This is a genomic window from Sorangium sp. So ce406 (assembly GCF_051474675.1).
GTDB lineage: Bacteria > Myxococcota_A > Polyangia > Polyangiales > Polyangiaceae > Sorangium > Sorangium cellulosum_G.
This window is the reverse complement of record NZ_CP150340.1, coordinates 5,585,204-5,603,816: the sequence shown is the minus strand read 5'-3', so window position 1 is coordinate 5,603,816 and position 18,613 is coordinate 5,585,204. Positions and strand designations below refer to the sequence as shown.

Below are 18,613 nucleotides of genomic sequence, written 5' to 3'. Positions count from 1 at the left end.
CCGAGGGATCGCGTCTATTTCTTCACCGTCGAGTGGATGAAGTCCAGCTTCCATTCGTTGCCGACCTTCTTGAAGGTCGCGCTCTCCAGCCAGTCGCGCGTGAGGACGCTCGCGTCGTTCGTCATGAACTTGCCATGGTTGAAGTAGATCACGCTTCCTGAGCTGCTGTCGACGTTGACCCTGACATTGTCGAATGAGTAGTCGGCCCTGGTTATCGGCGATCCGTTGATGATCGCGATCAGGCCATCGTTGTTTATCACCTTCCCGTTCTCGAAGATGATGAAGTCGGGGGTCGTCAAGGACTTCATTCGTGTGAAGTCCTTTCGGCTGATGCAGTCAAAATATGCCACGATCACGGACTTCAGCTTTTCGGGGTTGTCTGGCCTGCTTGGCTGACAGGCGGATGCCGCTCCGGCGAGGACCAGGGAAGCGAGTGCTCTTTTCATCGAGGGTGTCATAATTTTATCAGCGCTGATGATGCTTTCAATGATTTCCCCTGGGTAGCCGTTCACGGCAGGGACGACGATCGACGCACCCGCGTATCCCCGTCGTCTCACGGACGGCGCGGACCTCTCGGCGAGACCTCCCGCGCAACCAGGCGCCCCCCGACCCAGCTTGGGGGAACCCCCCTGCGCCGCGCGACATACCGTGCTGCCCGCATCGCCGCCGCCTCCCTGGGCAGTTGCCGCTCGCCCGCGTTTCCTTTACGTAACGCGTATTACACCGCGTGGAGGATCAGGCAGCAAGCCTGTCCACCGTCTTGTCACCACGGAAAGAGCCCAAGGCATGACCACCAAGCACCTTGCTTTCACAAGCGCGCTCTCCGCGCTCCGCGGCGCGCTCGCGCTGACCGCGGTCGCGGCATGTTCGTCCGACCATGCTCCGCCCGACGTTGTCGGGCCCGCGTCGGGCTTCGATCCGGCGAGCGCCGACTCGCCGCGCCTCGATCCGGCCGAGATCGGGAAGGATCGGGCGGTCAACCTGTCCATTTACCGGAACCGCCGCTTCTCCCCCGAGGAGCGCGCCGCGGACCTTGTCTCGCGCATGACGCTCGCCGAGAAGGCCAGCCAGATGATCAGCAGCCGGGCGCCGGCCATCCCGTCGCTCGGCATCCCCGCCTATGGCTGGTGGAACGAGGCCGCGCACGGCGTCGCGCGCGAGCAGGTCAACGACCGCGGCAACCCGCCCAACACCGTCAACACCACGTCGTACCCGGTCGATCTCTCCCTGGGCTCGACCTGGAACCCCGAGCTCATGTACCGCGAGGCGGTCCTGATCTCCGACGAGGCGCGCGAGGTCTTCCGCGAGAACAAGCTGAATCTCAACTTCTACGCCCCCACGATCAACCTGGCGCGGGATCCCCGCTGGGGCCGCAACGACGAGGCGTTCAGCGAGGACCCGGTGCTCACCGCCGCCATCTCCGCGCAGTTCGTGAACGGCATGGAGGGCAAGGACCAGCAGGGGCGCCTCCTGGTCGAGGGGGGCGGCTACCTGAAGGTGAACACCACCCTCAAGCACTACGCCGCGAACAACAGCGAGTTCAACCGCCGCCGCGGCAGCTCGGACATGGATGAGCGGACGCTGCGCGAGTACTACACGGCGCAGTTCCGCGACGTCATCCGCTCGTCGGATCCGGCGTCGATCATGAGCGCCTACAACCGCGTCAACGGCGTGCCCGTGGCCGCGAGCATCCAGCTCAAGGAGGTGCTGGCGCGCTCGATCTTCGGCTTCCAGGGCTTCTTCACCTCGGACTGCGACGCGATCCGCGAGATCCAGTCCGGCCACAAGTGGCAGCCGCCCGGCTATCCCCACCCGCTCGACGCCGTCGAGCGCCACGCCTTCGCCGCCGTCGCCGGCGAGGATCTCAACTGCAACTGGGGCTACCACGACAGCTACAGCTACGCGAACACCCTCGTCGACGCTGTCGCGCGCGCCATCCCCACGCCGACGGGCATCTTCAACGAGAACGACGTGGATCCGCTGGTCACCCGGCTCTTCGCCGCGCGCATACGCCTCGGCGAGTTCGACGACGACGCCCGCGTCCCCTGGGTCACGCAGGCGCGGGCGCGCGTCGCGCCGGGCACCTGGACGAACAGCGACGACAACGGCGCGATCACCCAGACGCCCGAGCGGCTCGCGATGGCGCGCGAGGTCGGGGCAGAGGCGATCGTGCTGCTCAAGAACAGCGAGACCCGGCGCAAGGACGGCTCGACCGGCAAGCTCCTGCCGCTCCAGGTCCCGCGGGCGGGCGAGTTCCGCCTCGCCGTGATCGGCACCTACGCGAACCCCGCCGAGGTCTTCCTGGGCGGCTACTCCAGCGATCAGGGCCCCGCGGGCAACGCCAACGCGGTGAACGGCTACAGCGGCATCAAGGCCGCCGTTCAGGCCATCAACCCCGCGGCCGTTGTCGACTTCTACCCCGGGGTGACGCCGGAGACCCTCACCGAGGTCGACCCGGCCTCCGTCGCCGCCGCTGCCGAGTACGACGTCGTGGTCGTCTACGTGGGCACCGACGGACGCCACTCGCGCGAGGACGTGGATCGCTCGACGCTCGCGCTGCCCGGCGCGCAGGCCGAGCTCATCCGCCAGGTGGCGGCGCAGAACCCGAGCACCGTCGTCTACATGGAGACCGTCGGCCAGATGGATGTCGGCAGCTTCGAGCCCGGCGTGGCGGCGCTGCTCTGGAGCTCCTACAACGGCCAGCGCAAGGGCGAGGCGCTCGCCGACGTCCTGCTCGGCGCCCACAACCCGAGCGGCCGGCTGCCCTTCACCTGGTACGCGAACCTCTCCGACCTGCCCCCGATCGACGATTACGCCATCCGGCCGACGGAGAGCAGCCTCGGGCGCACGTACATGTACTTCCAGGGCGCGGTCACCTATCCGTTCGGTCACGGCCTGAGCTACACCCGCTTCCGTTACTCGAACCTGAGCACAAACCAGGCGAGCGTCGACGCGAACGGCGCGCTGCGGGTGAGCGTGAACGTCAGCAACGTCGGCCGCACCGCCGGCGACGAGGTGGTGCAGCTCTACGTGAGCACGCCCGGCGCCCGCGCCGCGCTCGAGCGTCCCCGGAAGCGGCTGCGCGCGTTCCAGAAGATCTCGTTGCGCTCGCTGGAGAGCCGGACGGTGAGCTTCGATCTGCGCATCGCCGACCTGGCCTTCTTCGACGAGGGGCAGGGGCGCTACACGGTCGACGCGGGGACCTACGGGATCCAGATCGCGCGCTCCGCCGCGGATGCCGACATCGCGGCGCAGACCTCCGTCACGGTGACGGGCGCGCTCCAGCCGGTGCCCGCGGTGGTCACGGCGAGGCCGCAGATCGCGGGCGATCACGAGCTGGGCATCCAGCAGCGGGTCTTCTTCCCCGTCGGCGCGGAGATCGATCCGCAGCTCACGGTCTCGCTCAGCGACGAGTCGGTTCACGGCTACATCACCAAGGGCGCCAGCCGTCCGCTCCCCGAGGGCATGCGGGTGAGCTTCGAGAGCAACCGGCCCCGGGTGGTCTCCGTGGACGGCGCCGGGACGCTCCGCGCTGTCGCGCCCGGCGTTGCCACGGTGACCGCGTCCGTGGAATACCGCGGGGTCACCGCGAAGGTCGATTTCGTCATCTACGTGCGATCCACGTGAAGTGACGTGAATTGACGTGAACTGATGGGCTCGTTGGCCCCGTTGCCGGGCGCGGTGTTTGCCGCCCGCGGGGCCAGCGTCGGCCCTGGTCCTCGGCGAGCGCGACCTCCCGGCGCGCGCTCGCGCGGCGCGAAGTACCCCCGGACTACCTACCTGCACGGCGCCGTGTCGGCGGCTTGCCCGCGCGGATCCGGCTCGCCATCCTTCGATCCGGATCACGACAGCGTCGTGTGCGGATGAGCCCGCATCACGGCATGCCCGCAGTGAACTCCTCGATCGCGAACCAACAGGAGCCACCGAATGAAGAAGAGCCTACCTGACGACGCACTCCGGCTGCCGGTGAAGCTCGACTCCACGAGCAACGGTGAGTACTGGCCGCGTCCTCCGGACGCGGCGCTGCGCGAGGTGCAGCGGAGCGCGATGGAGAGCGCGCTCGAGAACGCCGGCAAACTCGGGATGAGCCGGCGCGACTACCTGGCCAGCACGTGCGGCGCCGCGACGGTCTTCCTCGCGCTCAACCAGCTCGGCTGCGGCGGCGGGCGCTACCAGGTCACGAAGGAATCGACGCTCGACCCCGGCGCCGCCAACGAGGTGCTGACCGGCAAGGAGTTCATCTTCGACGTGCAGACGCACCAGGTGACCGCGGAGCGCGTCTGGTGGAAGGAGGGGCAGCCGTCGCTCGCGGATTTCCTGAAGACGACGCCGCAGGCCGACTGCGGCGCGGCGCCCTGGGCGCGGTGCTTCACCGATGACGTGCTGATCCGCGAGGTCTTCATGAACAGCGACACCCAGCTCGCGGTGCTGACCGGGCTCTGGGGAGATCCGCTGCCCATGCTGACGGAGGAGGCGGCGCGCACGCGGGAGAAGGTCGCGCAGCTCGGGCGGGACCGGCTGCGCATCCACGGCGTGGTCCAGCCGACCGCCGCGCCCTGGGAGAAGATCGCCGACGACATGCGCAAGCAGGCCGAGACGTTGAAGCTCAGCGCGTGGAAGCTCTACACGGTATGGGGACCGACGGGGGAGGGCTGGTGGCTGGACGATGAGGTGGGTCGGAAGACGATCGAGCACGGCCTCTCCGTCGGCGTTCCGATCTTCGCCGTGCACAAGGGGCTCCCGCTGTCGGGAATGAACCCGGAGTACACGCGACCGAAGGACGTGGGGCCGGCGGCGCGCGCGTTCCCCGGAGCGACGTTCCTCGTCTACCATTCCGGGTTCGAGCCGGACATCCCCGAAGGTCCCTATGACCCGCAGGCGACGCGCGGCGTGGACGCGCTGATTCGCTCGCTCGAGGAGAACGGCATCGGGCAGAACGGCAACGTGTACGCCGAGCTCGGCTCCACCTGGCGCGAGGTGATGAAGAAGCCGGACCAGGCCGCGCACGTCGTGGGCAAGCTGCTCAAGCACGTGGGCGAGGACCGGATCCTCTGGGGTACCGACGCCATCTGGTTCGGCTCGCCGCAGGATCAGATCCAGGCGTTCCGCGCGTTCGAGATCACCCCCGAGTTCCAGGAGCGATACGGCTATCCGGCGCTGACCGCGGAGCGGAAGGCGAAGATCTTCGGCCTCAACGCGGCGCGCGTGTACGGCGTCAACGTCGCCGACGCGCGGAAAGCCCAGGCCGGCGACGAGGTGAGCCGCGCGCGCGCGGAGTACGCGAACGCCGCGATGCCGTCGTTCCAGACCTACGGCCCGAGGACGCGCCGGGACATGCTGCGGCTGCTCGATTTCACGCGCGGCATGCCGGACTGAGGCGGCGGGAGAGGGCGCCGACGCCGGCCGGCATCCGGTGTCGGCGTCCTCGTCCGTGCCGTCGTGCGAGGCGCGGCGCGCCGGGATCAGCCGCCGCTGCCGTAAGGACGGGTGATGATCTCGAGGAAGTGCCCGTCGGGATCGGGGAAGTACACGCCGCGACCGCCGTCGTGGTGGTTGATCTCGCCCGGGTGCTGCGCCTGGGGATCGGCCCAGTACTGGAGCTTGCGCGCGCGGATCCGCCCGAAGATCTCGTCGAACTCTGCCTCGCTGACCAGGAAGGCATAGTGCATGGGGCGGAACTCGTCAGGGCTGTCGACGAAGTCGAGCGTGACGTCGTTGTCGAGCCGCACCGCCAGGAAGTGTCCGAACGGCACCGGGGGATCGAGGCCCAGGATCTCGGACAGGAAGGTGGCGGACGTCTTCTTGTCCCGCGCCGGGACGATGGTGTGGTTGAGCCGGACGGTCATGCGCGCACCCCCCTTTCGTGCATCCTCAGCAGGCCCTCTGGCCGCTGCGTCGAGGCCATGATCTCGGCCTTCGGACTGGTGTCATCCATGTGGATATCCTCCGTCCGAGTCGAGCCCGCCCGCGCGAACCGCTTCACGAGGTCCGCCGCGCGTGCCCGCCCCGGATGATGGCGAGCGTGCCATGCGGGAATCACGGCAGCAAATTGCGCCATCCGCCGGGTACATGAGGGCGCTCGACGCCGGCGTCATGACAGCGGCCATCTCGCCCGGCGACGGGGGCGCGCGCCGCGCCGCCCGCCGCCGGAGGAGCATGGCCGGGAGAGGTCATGATCAACTCAGGCGCGGGCGCCCCGAAGCCGCGCGCCGGCCCAGGCGCACGGCAGCGCGATCGCGATGTTCGCGAGCGAGTACCAGGCCGGGCCGAACTCCCACATCACGACGGCGCCGAGGGTGGCGAGCGCGAGGCCGACGGCTCCGAGGGCCAGCGCGTGACGCATCGGGCGGGCCGGGGCGAGCCGGGCCGCGACGTGGCCGCCGGCGGCGTTGAGGACGACGCGGTACGCGAGCGCGAGCACGAACAGCGCGTCGCTCATCCGCTCGCCGTGCGGCGGGAAGACGCCGGAGGCGTGGAGCGCCAGGTCCACGGCCGTGGTGAGGACGACGGTCGCGAGGAGGCCGCCGAGCACCGCGCCGACGCTGCGGAGCGTGGTCCGGGCGGGGGTTGCCGAGGTCGTGGCGGAGAGCGTTCCTTGAAGGGCGTCGATCGTGTTCATGGTGTCCTCGTCCGGGTGGTGGCGCCGTCCTCGGCGCTTCACCGAGACGTCGGAGCCGCCGGCGCTCCCTCGACATCGGCGGCGACTTTTTTCGACATGCTGCCGGTCGTGCGGATCGCGGCCGTCTCCGACATCCACGGCGACCCGGCCGCCCTGGAGGCCTTGCTGGCGGACATGGCCCGCCGCGGCGCCGACGTGACGGTCAACCTGGGCGACACACATGCCGCGCGCGGTGCGCCTGGAGGACGGCCGCCTGGTGGCGAACCCCGGCAGCGTCGGGCTGCAGGCCTACAACTGGGACCAGCCCCGCGAGCACACGATGGCCACGGGCTCACCACGGGCGCGCTACGCTATTTTCGAGGGGCTGGCGGATGGCTGGGCGGCCGAGATGATGACAGTGGACTACGACTGGGCCGCGGCCGCGGAGATCTCCGCGGCGCGGGGCGCGCCGGACTGGCCGGAGGCGCTGCGTACCGGCCGGCTCCGGGCTATGCCCGGCGAACGCCGCGAGCGACCCGAGCCTGGCGAGGGCGAGCCAGGAGCGCCGTAGAGCTCAGGTCGATCTCCGGCGGCTCAGGTGCCATCGCCGCCAGCGCCTCCGCTTCCGCCTCCACCCCCGTTCCCGCCCCCGCCTCCCGACGCAGCAGCAGAAGAAGACGCCTCTGCGCTGCTCGTCGCCGAACTGCCCGTCCCGATGAACGAGCACTGCGCGGAGCCGGCGTCTCCCACGGACAGCCGACCCTTGCAGATGCTGTTCGCGTATTCCACAGCCTCGCGCGCCTGCGGCTTTGCCTGGTCGCCACGCGAGTAATAACATGCGTCGACGTCGAAGTTGAGGGCCTGGCACCTGCATTCGTCGTCCACGGAGTAGAGCTCTTCTGCGACGCAGCACGAGCAGAACGGGGTCCCCGCGTACGCCGGCTCGTCACAGATGCTCTTGATGGTGTTCTCTATGTCGGTCTTCGCGTCTTCACAGCCATTGGCGGATTCGTCGCAGGCGACGGACGACGCAGAGAGCATCATGAGAGCGGCGACGGTGAAATGATGAAATCGCTGCATGGATCGGCTCCTAGAAGTTGAAGCTCTTGCTCAGATTGACCAGACCCACGGCGAGTCCCACGTAGGGCCGAATGCCTTTGTCAAGCGACGTGTTCGCGAGCCCGACCATGGGCATGAGCGTCACCAGGCCGATGTCCTCCGTTCCAGCCGTCACGCCCGCGTACAGCCCCACGACGGGTGACATCGACACGTTCCCTTCGCACGGGAGGCGCCGCTCGAAGCCACGGGTATCCTTGCGGCAACCGTTTCGCTGATCTGTCGTCGCCAGGTCCTTCGAGACGAGCATCGTGAGGAGGCCTGCCTCGAAAGAGAACCGGGCCTTCCTGTCAATCGGCACACGCAGACCCATGGTTGGAATAGCGGTCGAGACCAGCGTGCGGGAAGTCTTGCCCCCGTGAAATTCTCCCATGCTCGTCGAGGTCAGCGAGCCGCTCGCGGCGAACGCGCCGATGTAGAAGCATATCTTGAAGCCTTTCTCCTCTTTGCCGCACGTCGCCTCGGCCGTCTTCTCGATGGTCTTTTCTGTCTCGGCCGTCGCCTTTGCGACCTCGGCGTCACCGGGTGGCAGCTGTCCTTCGATAGCTTCGAGGCGATCTCGCGCTTCTCCCGGCTCTCCGGCGCTCGCTAGAGTTCTGATGCTCTCGAGCTGCTCTTTTGCCACTGCCGGGGCCAGAGGCGCGGCCACAGCCGTGCTCGGAGCACCCGGCGCGGCGGCAGCACCAGCAGCCGGCGCAGCGGCAGCACCAGCTGCAGCACCAGCACCCGGCGCGGCGGCAGCACCAGCAGCCGGCGCAGCGGCAGCACCAGCGGCAGCACCAGCAGCCGGCGCAGCGGCAGCACCAGCAGCCGGCGCAGCGGCAGCACCAGCAGGCTGCGGCACGTCCTGCGCCGAAGCGGTAACAGCAAAAAGCACGCCGAACGCGGCTGTCGATAAACCCATGATTCCGGGCAAATGCCTGAGCATGATGAACCTCTTGCTGCTCTGTTGTAACTGCATGCGTGAACCACCGCTTCTGGCAGCGGTATTGGCGCTGCCGTACGCGTTCGACGCCCTTGAGCGCCTGGTTGCTCAAAGGCACATGGTGGTAGGGCGTGCGCCACGACAGCGCAGGCTCATCTCAGCATCCGAGAGAGCCAGCGCTAGCCACAGGCGGAATCTGATTCAAATGGAGTGACGAATCCCCTCACTGGGGACGTCCGTCTGGTCGTCGTTCTCGTGATGGAAAGCCATGAAATGAAGCGTTGATGACGCAGGCTCCAACCGATCTCGGCTCCAGTGAACCGTAGCCAGCACGCATCGGTCGGCTGCACATCGCGCTTCGGCAAGCGAGGCGCACAAGTGTGAACGATGTTCCCACGAATGAATACAAGATGTCAACTCATTCCACGATCGTTCAGAAATGTGTGGTTGTCGGTGTTCTTGTGTGGTTTCTGTAAGGTTCGTCAAGGGATCGTACAGATACGTCGCCGTTCCAGTCCTTCCGCCCATCGGGTTGGCGGTCCGGGTATCCGCGCCGTAACGCCGCGTCGATCGCGCGCGTCACGCGCCGCTGCCCCACCGATTGCTCGAGCCGGCGAGCGGCCTTAGAGGCCCACCAGGATCGCGGCGCCGGCGCGCACCCCACGAGCATCCGGGGTGGAGGGACGATTCCATGCCGGAGATGCCCGCGACCAAGGAGCAGCGGAAATGATGCGCATGGTTCCGATGTTCGCCGTCGCCTTGCCCTGCGGCGCCCTCGCGCTCTCGTCGGCCTGCTCCGATCCCGCTCCTCCCGCGCCGCAGCCCGTTCCGCGGCCGACGCCCGCGACGGAGGAGGCGACGCGGTTCATCGAGGAGGCGGAGTCCGAGCTCCACCAGCTCAGCACCCACAACAACCGCGCCGCGTGGGTGGCGTCGACGTACATCACGGAAGACACGCAGATCCTCGCGGCCGCCGCGAGCGCGAAGCTGCTCACCGCGCAGGCCGATCTCGCCAAGCGGGCCGATCGCTTCCGCGACCTCGAGCTCCCCCATGATGTCCGCCGGCGGATCGATCTCCTGCGCACGTCCCTCACGCTCTACGCCCCCGCCGATCCGGCGAGGACCCAGGAGCTAGCGACCATCGCGTCCAGGCTCGAGGCGGCGTACGGGGCAGGCAAGTACTGCCCTGCGGGCGGCCAGTGCCTCGACCTCGAGGCGCTCGGCAGGATCATGGCCAACAGCCGCGATCCGGAGGAGCTGAAGCGCGCGTGGGTCGGCTGGCGCACGGTGTCCGCGCCCATGCGCGCCGAGTACACGCGGCTCGTGGAGCTGGCGAACGAGGGCGCCCGCGAGCTCGGGTTCAAGGACACCGGCGACGCATGGCGCGCGAAGTACGAGCTGCCGCCGGGGGTGCTGCCAAGGGAGGTCGACCGCCTCTGGGCGCAGGCCAAGCCGCTCTACGACGCGCTCCACTGCTACGTGCGCGGCCGGCTCGCCGCGCGGTACGGCGCCGAGGTCGTGCCCGACGCGCGCCCGATCCGCGCCGATCTGCTCGGCGATATGTGGGCGCAGGACTGGACCAACATCTATGAGCTCGCGGAGCCGGAGGGGGCGGCGCCGATCTACGACCTCAGCGCCGCCCTCCGGGAGAAGGGGTTCACGCCGATCGAGATGGTGAAGACGGGTGAGCGCTTCTTCGTCTCGCTCGGCTTCGACCCGCTCCCGGCCACGTTCTGGCAGAGGTCGATGTTCGTCAAGCCGGCGGACCGCGACGTCGTCTGTCACGCGAGCGCGTGGAACATCGACGACGAGGAGGATGTGCGCATCAAGATGTGCATCGACATCACGGCCGACGATTTCCACACGATCCACCACGAGCTCGGCCACACCTTCTATCAGCTGGCGTACAACCAGCTTCCGCTCCTCTACCGCGACAGCCCCAACCCCGCGTTCCACGAGGCGCTCGGCGACACCATCGGACTGTCGGTCACGGCGGACTATCTCCGGCAGATCGGGCTCGTGTCCGAGCTGCCGCCTGCGTCGAGCGATCTCTCGCTCCTCCTCCGCCACGCCCTCGGCAAGGTGGCCTTCCTGCCGTTCGCGATCCTTGTCGACCGGTGGCGCTGGGGCGTCTGCTCCGGGGACATCCGGCCGGCGGAGTACAACAGCGCCTGGTGGGCGCTCCGGGCGAGGTACCAGGGGGTCGCGCCGCCGGTGCCCCGCTCCGAGGCGGACTTCGATCCGGGCGCGAAGTACCACGTGGCGGCGAGCGTGCCTTATATCCGGTACTTCTTCGCGCACATCCTCCAGTTCCAGTTCCACCGCGGGCTCTGCGAGGCGGCGGGGTACAAGGGGCCGCTCCACCGCTGCACGATCCACGGCAGCGCGGAGGCCGGCGAGCGGCTCCGGCGGATGATGGAGATGGGGCGCAGCCGCCCGTGGCCCGAGGCGCTCGAGGCGGTGACCGGCTCACGGCAGATGGATGCGGCGGCGATGCTCGATTACTTCGCGCCGCTCAAGGAATGGCTCGATCAGCAGAACCGCGGCAAGACGTGCGGGTGGTAGCCGGCGGCCAGCGCGGGACGCGCGCGCGGCCCGGGCTTCAGGCCTGTGGCGGCGCGTAGAAGGAGAAGCGCGTGACGGCGCGGTACCCCATCCGTTCGTACACGGGCCGCCCGATGTCCGTCGCGTGGAGGACGCTCCTCTGGAGCCCCGTTCCCCTCAGCGCGTCGTCGAGGCAGCCGCGCATCGCCGCCTCGGCGTACCCTTTGCGCCGGTGCTCGGCCGCGGTGACGACGAAGCCCACGTAGCGGATCCCCTCCACGATGTACGTGGCCGCGGAGCACACGGGCTGGCCGCCCACGTAGCCGACCTGCCCGAACGCCCTGTCGCCCCACAGCGCCTCGTGGGCCACGGAGGCGCGCGCCGCGGCGATCGGGACGCCGTAGGTGATGGCGTTGAGGTCGGCGATGGCGGCGCGCGTCTCGGCGTCGGCCACGCGCCGGAGATCGAGGTCGGAAGGCGCGCGCTGCGGCGGGGCGATCGCGTCGGCCACCATGCCCGTGAGCGACACGGCCGGCTGGAAGCCGAGCCGACCCAGGAGATCGGCGGTCGCGCCCGCGTCGCCGCCGGGCGACCAGCTATCGGACATCGCGAAGAGCCAGGGCACGCCGCCGGCCCGGGCGAGCTCGACGGCCCAGCGCGCCCGGCGCTCGAGGTCCTGGAGGTCGGTGGCCGGCGAGGAGAGCGTGGCCACGTTGAGCAGGACCATGTCCGTGCCCGAGAGCACCACGGTGACACCGTCGTTATGCTCGATCCGATGGCCGGGGAGACCCTGGCTGAAAAGGATCCAGGCGGCCAGGAACTGAGCGTTGGACTCTTCGATCTCGAACGGGTCGGGCATGCGAAACCTCCTCCGGACGGAGCGTAACCGGAGCAGGCCGTCCCGGGATCGAGAGAGAGGACGGGGCGCGCAGGGCTCCGCGTGGTTCGCTCACGCCTCGGGCCTTCTCACGGCTTGACCTCTTCCAATGTGTGGCAGTAGTGGCACGAGAAGTCGCCTGTCTCCGTCATCGGGTCGAACCTCGGGATCTCGAGCAGCGCGGCCATCTCGGGCACGACCCTCTCGTACATGAAGGTGCCGAACGCCTCGCGCTCCGGGTGCGCCGGGTCGGCCACCCACTCGAGGAAGCCCTCCGGGGTGGCGGGGAGCGGGGCGATCTGCGGGGTCGGCATCGCGTAGCCGCGCGCGACAGCGTCGCTGCCGTGGCACGTCTCGCAGGTCATGTTCTCGTACTTTGCGTCGTACTCGACGAAGACCTCCGTCATCCGCGGCAGGACGATGTCGGTCATGAACTCGCTGCGCTCCTCGAAGCTCATGTCCTTCCACGCGACGGGCTCGTCCTCTCCCCCGCACGCGGCGACGAGGGCCAGGCACGCCGCCATCGAGATGCGCCTCAGGGCCGTGTCGCCGCTCCTCGCCTGGCGAGCGGAGGGCGCCGGGCGGGCCAGCGGAGCCGCATCGGTGTTCGCGTCGTGGGTCGTCGGTGCCGCGGTGTTCATGGGTCGCATCGTCGTGTCTCCTCGGGTCTGGTCGAAGCGGGGCATCCGGACGGTCCCGGCCGGATGCGCCGTGGGTCTACCGGAACGACGAACGGGCGATCGCGGGATCGACACGCGGGCGATCTTTTTTGCAATGTTCTGTAAGTGTATGAAATCACATGGTTTATGATCGCGCGCGGGCGCGGAGCCGGCGCGCGTGGGCCCGGCGGGCGCGGGGCGGGCCAGGCGTTCCACCACCCCATCGCCGCGCGCCGCGCCGCCCCGCCCGAGGGGCCTAGGTCGGCGGGGTCGCCGCGATCTCGCGCTGCAGCGAGCGGTCGAAGACGAACGTCCCGAAGGGGACGATCGACGACGCGAAGGCGAGCGACGAGCGGCCGAGCGACCACCGGCGCGCGACGGCGGCGCGGAGGAGCGCGGCGAGGAACAGCACGAAGAGCAGGCCGTGGGCGCTGCCGACGACGCGCACGGCGAGCGGGAGGTCGGCGAGGTACTTGAGCGGCATCGCGATGAAGAGGAGGAGGAGGTACGACACCCCTTCGAGGATCGCGATGAGGCGGAGCTGGCGGAGCGCGGTCATGACGGGACGGTAGGGCAGGCGGCAGGGAAACTCATCGGGGTCGTCTCATCCTTCTCACGAAGGCGGCGCCAGGCCTCACGAAGGCGGCGCCAGGGGCTCACGAGGCGTGTCGAGGCCGGCGACGGGCTGGAAGGCGGTGAGCGGCGCGGACAGCAGCGCCTCGGCGCACGGCGCGATGACCTCGCGCACGGCGGTGACATGGCAGCGCGCCCGCTCCGCCTCGGTGAGCCGCCCGTGGTCGCCCCACGCGGCGGCGTCGACCCCGGCGCGCTCCGGACCGCGCGCGGCCAGCGCGTCGGCGAGCGCCTCGTCGAACGCGCGCGCGACGGCCGCGCGCACCGGCGCGCCGCCGCGCGCGACCGCCCAGCGCACGAACGCCCAGGCGAGCTCGGCGTGGGTGGACTCGTCGGCGGCGATCCTGCTCAGGGCGCGGCGCGCCTCGCTGTCGCGCGCGCGGCCCCACATCGCGTCCGCCTGCACCGCGGCGAGCGTCTCACCGACGCAGCCCTCGCGCACCGCGCTGGCCGCGGCGCCGGCGAGCGTGGGCGCGTCGAGCGCGCCGTCCATGGCGAGCGCCCCCGGGCCGAGCGGCCGGCCGGCGTAGCGGCTCGCGAGCGTGAAGCAGGCGCGGGCGTGCTGGAGCTCGTCGGCGAGGGCGCGCTGCGCGGCGTCGATCAGGGCGGGCGGCGCGCCGAGGGCGAGCAGATCGAGGGTGAAGCGCGCGAACGACGCGATCGACGCGTGCTCCAGGCGAGCGTCGGCGAGCCACGCCTCGGCGAGGGCGGCGCGCGTCGCGGGATCGAGCGCGAGCGGCTCGTCCGCCGCGGCGTCGAGCGCCCAGTCGCGCCGCACCTCGACCCCGGCCAGGCGCGGCGCGCCGTCCACGAGGAACGGGCGGCCGCAGGCGCCGATGCCCGGGTCGTTGACGTCGTAGCAGCACTGCCCGTCTTCGAGCCGGCCGTTCTCGTAGCCGACGCAGGACACGGGGTTGGGGTGGTACTCGCTCGGGCAGGCCTCGGCGCCTCCCCCTGCGCCGCCGGCGCCGGCGGCAGTGCCGGCGCTGGCCCGGACCTCTTCCAGCGAGAAACACCTCGTCTCCCCGGTGGTGCCCTGACCGCCGGCCCCGCCGACGCCTGCCGCGCCGCCGCTGCCTGCCGTGCCGCCGGTGCCTGCCGCATCGCCGGTGCCCGTCGCGCCACCGGCGCCGCCGGTCCCCCCCGCGCCGCCGGCGCCGTCGTGGCAGCCGAACGCCAGCGACAGGCCCGTGAACATGCCGGTTCCCACGATCTGCATGATGCGCGCGCGCAGCTCTCTGCTCATGGTGATGTGCCTCTCTCGATGTGCCGCCTGCGGCCCCTCGGCGTCCTGACAAGGATCGGGACCTCCGGTCCGCGACGCAAGATTCCTGGCGCCCCGCCCCCACGGCGCGCGGCGCTCCGCGGCCCGCGCCGGGCGAGGCGGCGGCCTCGCGCCGGCGGCGCCGGGCTCACTCGTAGTCGAGCAGCGAGACGGCGAAGCCCGGGTAGGGATCGTCCGGGAAGTAGTAGTCGCCCGGGAGGCGATAACCGACGAGGAGAGCGCTCGAGACAGGATCGTGGCGGACCACGACGGCGGCCCCCAGGTCGAGGGAGTGCATCCGCTGGGACTCGACCGTCCGAGAGGCGATATCGACCCGCTGGACGAGGCAGCCGGCCTCGCACGGAGGATCGAGGTAGAAATTCCCGGACACGCTCACCAGCCCGTACAGCTTGCCCTCGGCGTCGTTGTCCATGCCGACGAAGCGCTGGGCGCCGAGGAGCGTCCCCAGGGCGCCGTCGCGGAGGAAGCACTCGGCGTCGAAGCTGCTCGCTGCGGCGCTGCACCGAGGGCCGTAGATGCGGAGCATGAGGCCCTCGTGCGTCACGAGGTGGGTGGGCGGGCTGCCGTTGAAGGCATAGACGTCCGTGACGGCGAAGTCTCCGTGATAGGGCGACTCGTTCACGTACTGGGCCTCGCCCGTGTCGAGCACGGAGTACAGGTGGAAATCCGAAGGGGAGGAGTCGACAGTGACCGTCACGAAGTCGTCGGTCCCCGGGATGCGGCGCATGGGGATGCCGTTGTACGTGTACTTGTCGGAGGAGGCCACGAACGCCCCGGTCCGCGCGTCGTACGCGGTGAAGATGCGATCCCAGTCGTTGGTCGGGCCGCAGATGAAGCGGTGATCGCTGACGAGCACGGCTGACGCGCACTCCTCGGCGAGGTCGCCCTCGGTGATCTTCGACAGCGCGAGATCGTAGCTCGCGAATCGGGCCCTGTCCGCGACGACGAGGATCTCGCCGTCGAAGGCCGCCGCGGTGATCTCGCGGGCCGAGTCGACGCGCGCGAGCTCCTCGCCCGCGCGGTCGACCAGAAGGACGGCGTCGGCCAGCACGATGATGATGCCCGCCTCGGCCACGAACGCGTCGATGAGCACCGAGGTCCCGGTGCTGAGCCGCGTCTCATCGCCGCCGACGACCCCGCCGCCGCCGGTCCCTGCGCCGCTGCCGGTGGTCGCGCCGCCGCCGGTGCCTGCGCCGCTGCCTGCGCCTGCGCCGCTGCCTGCGCCTGCGCCGCTGCCTGCGCCGCTGCTCCCGGACGTTCCCTGCCGGCACTGGCATGCCTCGAACGTCCCGTCGTCCCCGCAGACCTGCGCGCCGGTGCGCCCGTCCGCGCAACCACAGCTCACCGTGTGACCGGGGACGCACCGCGGCGGACGGGGTCCGTCATCGATGACCGACGACGAGCCGCACCCCAGACCGAACACGAGTCCTGCCAGCAAGCAGGGCTGTCTCATGGATCTCATCTCGTTCAACGCTCCTTGTTGTTGAAGGCTCGGCGAATGTGGCGGGCCCGCGATCCGCCATCGTCGGGCGGCGCATGGCCATTGTCCGTTGATGCTGCAAATGTGTAAACTGTGTGGATCAGAAACCCACCTTGGCGAGGAAGGTGTCCTGCGCCGTCGCGGCGACGAGCGGGCTCTCGCCGAGGGTGATCGTGCCTGCGAAGGTGCCGGCGATCACCGCGCTGCCTTCCGCGGACACGGCGAGGTGACTCACGCGCTGGTCGCCCGCGTCGCCGTAGGTCTCGACGAAGGTGACGTTGCCGTCGGGGTCCAGCCTGGCCAGGTACATGTCCTCGCCGCCGGCGCTCGTGTGCGTGTCGGTGCCGAGGCCGAGCGTGCCGGTGCCGGTGAACGAGCCCGCGAGGACGACGTTCCCGAGCGCATCGGCGCCCAGCCGCATCTCCTGCTCCGACGAGAACCACAGGCTCCAGAGGGAGGTCGCTGCGCCGTCGACCTTGTTCACGCGGCGCGCGCCGCGAGAGTCGGCGCTGTGGAGCACGGTGTTCCCCGACGCGTCGATTGCGAGCTGCCAGGTGTCCGCTGGGCCGTCAACGCAGGTCCGGTCGAGCACCTCGCCGGAGGGGCTCAGCGTGATCAGCTCCCCGCAGGCCCTGTGGACCAGATCCCCGGCCAGGAACTCAATGACGTTCACGCTCCCGACGGCCACGATATCGCCGTTTTCACGCGTGGCCACGTCGTTCAGGCGCTCGCTGTCGTCGTCGTCGCCGAGCCTCCTCTGCCACGTGGTGGCTCCTGTCGCGCCGTCGAACTTGCGGATGAAGCCATGGGTCAAGTTGAACGACTCGGTCGCGCCCGCCAAGAATACGTCCCCTGCGGCGTTCATCGCCACCGCCCTCCCGGTCTCGAGGAGCGCGACGAAGTCGCGGTTCCAGAGGAGCCCGCCTGACGGATCGAGCTTCGCGACGCGGTGATAGAGCTCGTAGTACGAGATGTCGTCGAGATGATCGAGATTGAGGACGGTCCCGAGCAGCGCGATGTTCCCCGACGCGTCCGTGGCGATATCGATGGCCGCGTGGTCTTGGCCCTCGAACGTGTTCGCGAAGAGGACATGCCCGCTCGGATCGAACTTCGCGACGAACGCCTCGGTGCCGGCGGTCCGGGGCAGGAGGGGGCCGGCCCCGAGGTCCACGGGGCTCGTGAACGAGCCTGCGACGATGGTGTTCTCGAAGCCGTCCACGGCGACAGCGGTGATCGAGACGCCGGAGAGCTGCTTGACCCAGTGCGCGATGATCCTGGGAGCGCAGTCGCTGCCGTTCTCGTTCACCTCACCGTCGCAGTCGTCGTCGACCGGGGTCGCGCACGACTCCGGCTGCGGGAGCACATCGCCCTCGCACGGCCCGAGGCTCGTGCCCTGCGCGTCGCAGAGCGCCGTGCCAGGTGTGCACGCCCCGACGTTCGCGGCGCTCGGCGGGCCGGAGTAACACGAGACGCGCTGGTTTGGCGGGCAGACGCAGCTCTCGCCTTCCTCGTTCACCTCACCGTCGCAGTCGTCGTCGATCGGGGTGAGGCACGTCTCCGGCGCGGGCAGCACCTCGCCCTCGCAGGGGCCGAGCTGCGTGCCGTCCGGCTGGCAGCGCGCGGTGCCGCCGGCGCAGCGGCCGACGCCCTCGGTGCCGGCAGGGCCGGAGTAGCAGGGGACGACCGCGTCGGGGAGGCAGGCGCAGCCGGCGCCCTCCTCGTTGGTCTGGCCGTCGCAGTCGTCGTCGACCGACGTGGCGCACGTCTCCAGGCCTGGCAGCACCTCGCCCTCGCACGGCCCGAATCCCGTGCCCTGCGCGTCGCAGCGCGCGGCGCCGCCGGCGCAACGGCCGACGCCCTCGGTGCCGGCAGGGCCGGAGTAGCAAGGGATGACCTCGCCGGGGAGGCAGGCGCAGCCGTCGCCGTCCTCGTTGGTCTGGCCGTCGCAGTCGTCGTCGACCGGCGTGGCGCACGTCTCCGGGACTGGCAGCACCTCGCCGACGCAGGGGCCAAAGCCGCTGCCGTCCTCCCTGCACTGCGCCTTGCCGGCCGCGCACGCGCCGACGCCGAGGGTATCGAGGGCGCCGGAGTAGCAGATCACCTCGGTTCCCGGGACGCAGACGCAATCGGCGTCATCTCCGTCCGCCACTCCATCGCAGCCGCCTGATCCGCCGTCGCCGCCCGAGCCGCCGTCGCCGCCCGAGCCGCCGTCGCCGCCCGAGCCGCCGTCGCCGCCCGAGCCGCCGTCACCTGAGCTGCTGACGCTGGTGTCGCCGCCTGACCCGCCGTCACCTGAGCCGCTGACGCTGGTGTCGCCGCCCGAGCCGCCGGAGCCGCCGACGCCCCCGTCGCCGTCATTAATGGGTGTACACCCGGCCACCACGCCGAGCAGGAGCGCCGCCCACCGCCGCCGTCCATGCGATGCGACCACCGTGTCGAAGGGAGCCAATAGAGCTGGTTCTTTCCGCATGGGTCCTGTGATGCGCGCGTCCGCGG

General features: G+C 70.1%; 16 protein-coding genes. 4 read left to right on the top strand and 12 right to left on the bottom strand.

Annotated elements, in window-relative coordinates; translation table 11 throughout:
- Positions 1–14: 14 nt before the first annotated feature.
- Positions 15–446 (bottom strand): nuclear transport factor 2 family protein, encoded by a 432-nt coding sequence (locus tag WME96_RS20635; protein ID WP_437292335.1) that lies wholly within the window; start codon positions 444–446, stop codon positions 15–17.
- A 340-nt stretch (positions 447–786) separates the two neighbouring features.
- Between WME96_RS20635 and WME96_RS20630 the strand changes: the two genes are divergently transcribed.
- Positions 787–3,627, top strand: coding sequence for a glycoside hydrolase family 3 C-terminal domain-containing protein (locus WME96_RS20630; RefSeq protein ID WP_437291801.1), 2,841 nt, complete (start codon positions 787–789; stop codon positions 3,625–3,627).
- A gap of 300 nt (positions 3,628–3,927) precedes the next feature.
- Positions 3,928–5,376: an amidohydrolase family protein gene (locus WME96_RS20625; RefSeq protein ID WP_437291800.1), complete on the top strand. Its 1,449-nt coding sequence runs from the start codon at positions 3,928–3,930 to the stop codon at positions 5,374–5,376.
- A gap of 86 nt (positions 5,377–5,462) precedes the next feature.
- On the opposite strand, the gene WME96_RS20620 is transcribed toward WME96_RS20625, so the two are convergent.
- Positions 5,463–5,846, bottom strand: a complete 384-nt coding sequence (locus WME96_RS20620; RefSeq protein ID WP_437291799.1) for a VOC family protein — start codon at positions 5,844–5,846, stop codon at positions 5,463–5,465.
- A 335-nt stretch (positions 5,847–6,181) separates the two neighbouring features.
- Positions 6,182–6,619 (bottom strand): hypothetical protein, encoded by a 438-nt coding sequence (locus tag WME96_RS20615; RefSeq protein ID WP_437291798.1) that lies wholly within the window; start codon positions 6,617–6,619, stop codon positions 6,182–6,184.
- Positions 6,620–6,839: 220 nt separating this feature from the next.
- Here WME96_RS20615 and WME96_RS20610 point away from each other — a divergent pair, with 220 nt between their 5' ends.
- A complete protein-coding gene (locus WME96_RS20610; RefSeq protein WP_437291797.1) occupies positions 6,840–7,169 on the top strand; it encodes a hypothetical protein in 330 nt (109 codons plus the stop codon).
- Positions 7,170–7,192: 23 nt separating this feature from the next.
- Here WME96_RS20610 and WME96_RS20605 read toward each other — a convergent pair whose 3' ends face one another.
- The 3 genes from WME96_RS20605 to WME96_RS20595 are packed head-to-tail and all read right to left on the bottom strand — an operon-like array spanning position 7,193 to position 8,542.
- A complete protein-coding gene (locus WME96_RS20605; protein WP_437291796.1) occupies positions 7,193–7,678 on the bottom strand; it encodes a hypothetical protein in 486 nt (161 codons plus the stop codon).
- A 10-nt stretch (positions 7,679–7,688) separates the two neighbouring features.
- Positions 7,689–8,339, bottom strand: coding sequence for a hypothetical protein (locus WME96_RS20600; RefSeq protein ID WP_437291795.1), 651 nt, complete (start codon positions 8,337–8,339; stop codon positions 7,689–7,691).
- Positions 8,303–8,542 carry a hypothetical protein gene (locus WME96_RS20595; RefSeq protein WP_437291794.1) on the bottom strand — a complete coding sequence of 80 codons (240 nt, stop codon included), beginning with the start codon at positions 8,540–8,542 and terminating at the stop codon, positions 8,303–8,305. The genes WME96_RS20600 and WME96_RS20595 overlap by 37 nt, the downstream gene beginning before the upstream one ends.
- Before the next feature lie 823 nt (positions 8,543–9,365).
- On the opposite strand from WME96_RS20595, the gene WME96_RS20590 reads away from it, so the two are divergent.
- Positions 9,366–11,204, top strand: coding sequence for a M2 family metallopeptidase (locus WME96_RS20590; protein WP_437291793.1), 1,839 nt, complete (start codon positions 9,366–9,368; stop codon positions 11,202–11,204).
- A gap of 37 nt (positions 11,205–11,241) precedes the next feature.
- Here WME96_RS20590 and WME96_RS20585 read toward each other — a convergent pair whose 3' ends face one another.
- From WME96_RS20585 to WME96_RS20560, 6 genes are all read right to left on the bottom strand, one after another.
- Positions 11,242–12,042, bottom strand: coding sequence for a GNAT family N-acetyltransferase (locus tag WME96_RS20585; RefSeq protein WP_437291792.1), 801 nt, complete (start codon positions 12,040–12,042; stop codon positions 11,242–11,244).
- A 107-nt stretch (positions 12,043–12,149) separates the two neighbouring features.
- Positions 12,150–12,701 carry a hypothetical protein gene (locus WME96_RS20580; protein WP_437291791.1) on the bottom strand — a complete coding sequence of 184 codons (552 nt, stop codon included), beginning with the start codon at positions 12,699–12,701 and terminating at the stop codon, positions 12,150–12,152.
- Between the two features lie 274 nt (positions 12,702–12,975).
- Entirely contained in the window at positions 12,976–13,278 is a 303-nt protein-coding gene (locus WME96_RS20575; RefSeq protein WP_437291790.1) for a DUF3817 domain-containing protein, read from the bottom strand.
- A gap of 75 nt (positions 13,279–13,353) precedes the next feature.
- Positions 13,354–14,598, bottom strand: a complete 1,245-nt coding sequence (locus WME96_RS20570) for a ferritin-like domain-containing protein (protein WP_437291789.1) — start codon at positions 14,596–14,598, stop codon at positions 13,354–13,356.
- Between the two features lie 166 nt (positions 14,599–14,764).
- Positions 14,765–16,090 carry a hypothetical protein gene (locus WME96_RS20565; protein ID WP_437291788.1) on the bottom strand — a complete coding sequence of 442 codons (1,326 nt, stop codon included), beginning with the start codon at positions 16,088–16,090 and terminating at the stop codon, positions 14,765–14,767.
- Positions 16,091–16,217: 127 nt separating this feature from the next.
- Positions 16,218–18,548, bottom strand: a complete 2,331-nt coding sequence (locus WME96_RS20560) for a hypothetical protein (protein ID WP_437291787.1) — start codon at positions 18,546–18,548, stop codon at positions 16,218–16,220.
- Positions 18,549–18,613: the final 65 nt, after the last annotated feature.

What these genes read in the sequence shown, in the direction of transcription:
- WME96_RS20580 (WP_437291791.1), bottom strand. Translation starts at nt 12,701, where the DNA reads ATGAACACCGCGGCACCGACGACCCACGACGCGAACACCGATGCGGCT.
- WME96_RS20575 (WP_437291790.1), bottom strand. Translation starts at nt 13,278, where the DNA reads ATGACCGCGCTCCGCCAGCTCCGCCTCATCGCGATCCTCGAAGGGGTG.
- WME96_RS20590 (WP_437291793.1), top strand. Translation starts at nt 9,366, where the DNA reads ATGATGCGCATGGTTCCGATGTTCGCCGTCGCCTTGCCCTGCGGCGCC.
- WME96_RS20570 (WP_437291789.1), bottom strand. Translation starts at nt 14,598, where the DNA reads ATGAGCAGAGAGCTGCGCGCGCGCATCATGCAGATCGTGGGAACCGGC.
- WME96_RS20630 (WP_437291801.1), top strand. Translation starts at nt 787, where the DNA reads ATGACCACCAAGCACCTTGCTTTCACAAGCGCGCTCTCCGCGCTCCGC.
- WME96_RS20620 (WP_437291799.1), bottom strand. Translation starts at nt 5,846, where the DNA reads ATGACCGTCCGGCTCAACCACACCATCGTCCCGGCGCGGGACAAGAAG.
- WME96_RS20585 (WP_437291792.1), bottom strand. Translation starts at nt 12,042, where the DNA reads ATGCCCGACCCGTTCGAGATCGAAGAGTCCAACGCTCAGTTCCTGGCC.
- WME96_RS20625 (WP_437291800.1), top strand. Translation starts at nt 3,928, where the DNA reads ATGAAGAAGAGCCTACCTGACGACGCACTCCGGCTGCCGGTGAAGCTC.
- WME96_RS20615 (WP_437291798.1), bottom strand. Translation starts at nt 6,619, where the DNA reads ATGAACACGATCGACGCCCTTCAAGGAACGCTCTCCGCCACGACCTCG.
- WME96_RS20635 (WP_437292335.1), bottom strand. Translation starts at nt 446, where the DNA reads ATGAAAAGAGCACTCGCTTCCCTGGTCCTCGCCGGAGCGGCATCCGCC.
- WME96_RS20605 (WP_437291796.1), bottom strand. Translation starts at nt 7,678, where the DNA reads ATGCAGCGATTTCATCATTTCACCGTCGCCGCTCTCATGATGCTCTCT.
- WME96_RS20610 (WP_437291797.1), top strand. Translation starts at nt 6,840, where the DNA reads ATGCCGCGCGCGGTGCGCCTGGAGGACGGCCGCCTGGTGGCGAACCCC.
- WME96_RS20565 (WP_437291788.1), bottom strand. Translation starts at nt 16,090, where the DNA reads ATGAGACAGCCCTGCTTGCTGGCAGGACTCGTGTTCGGTCTGGGGTGC.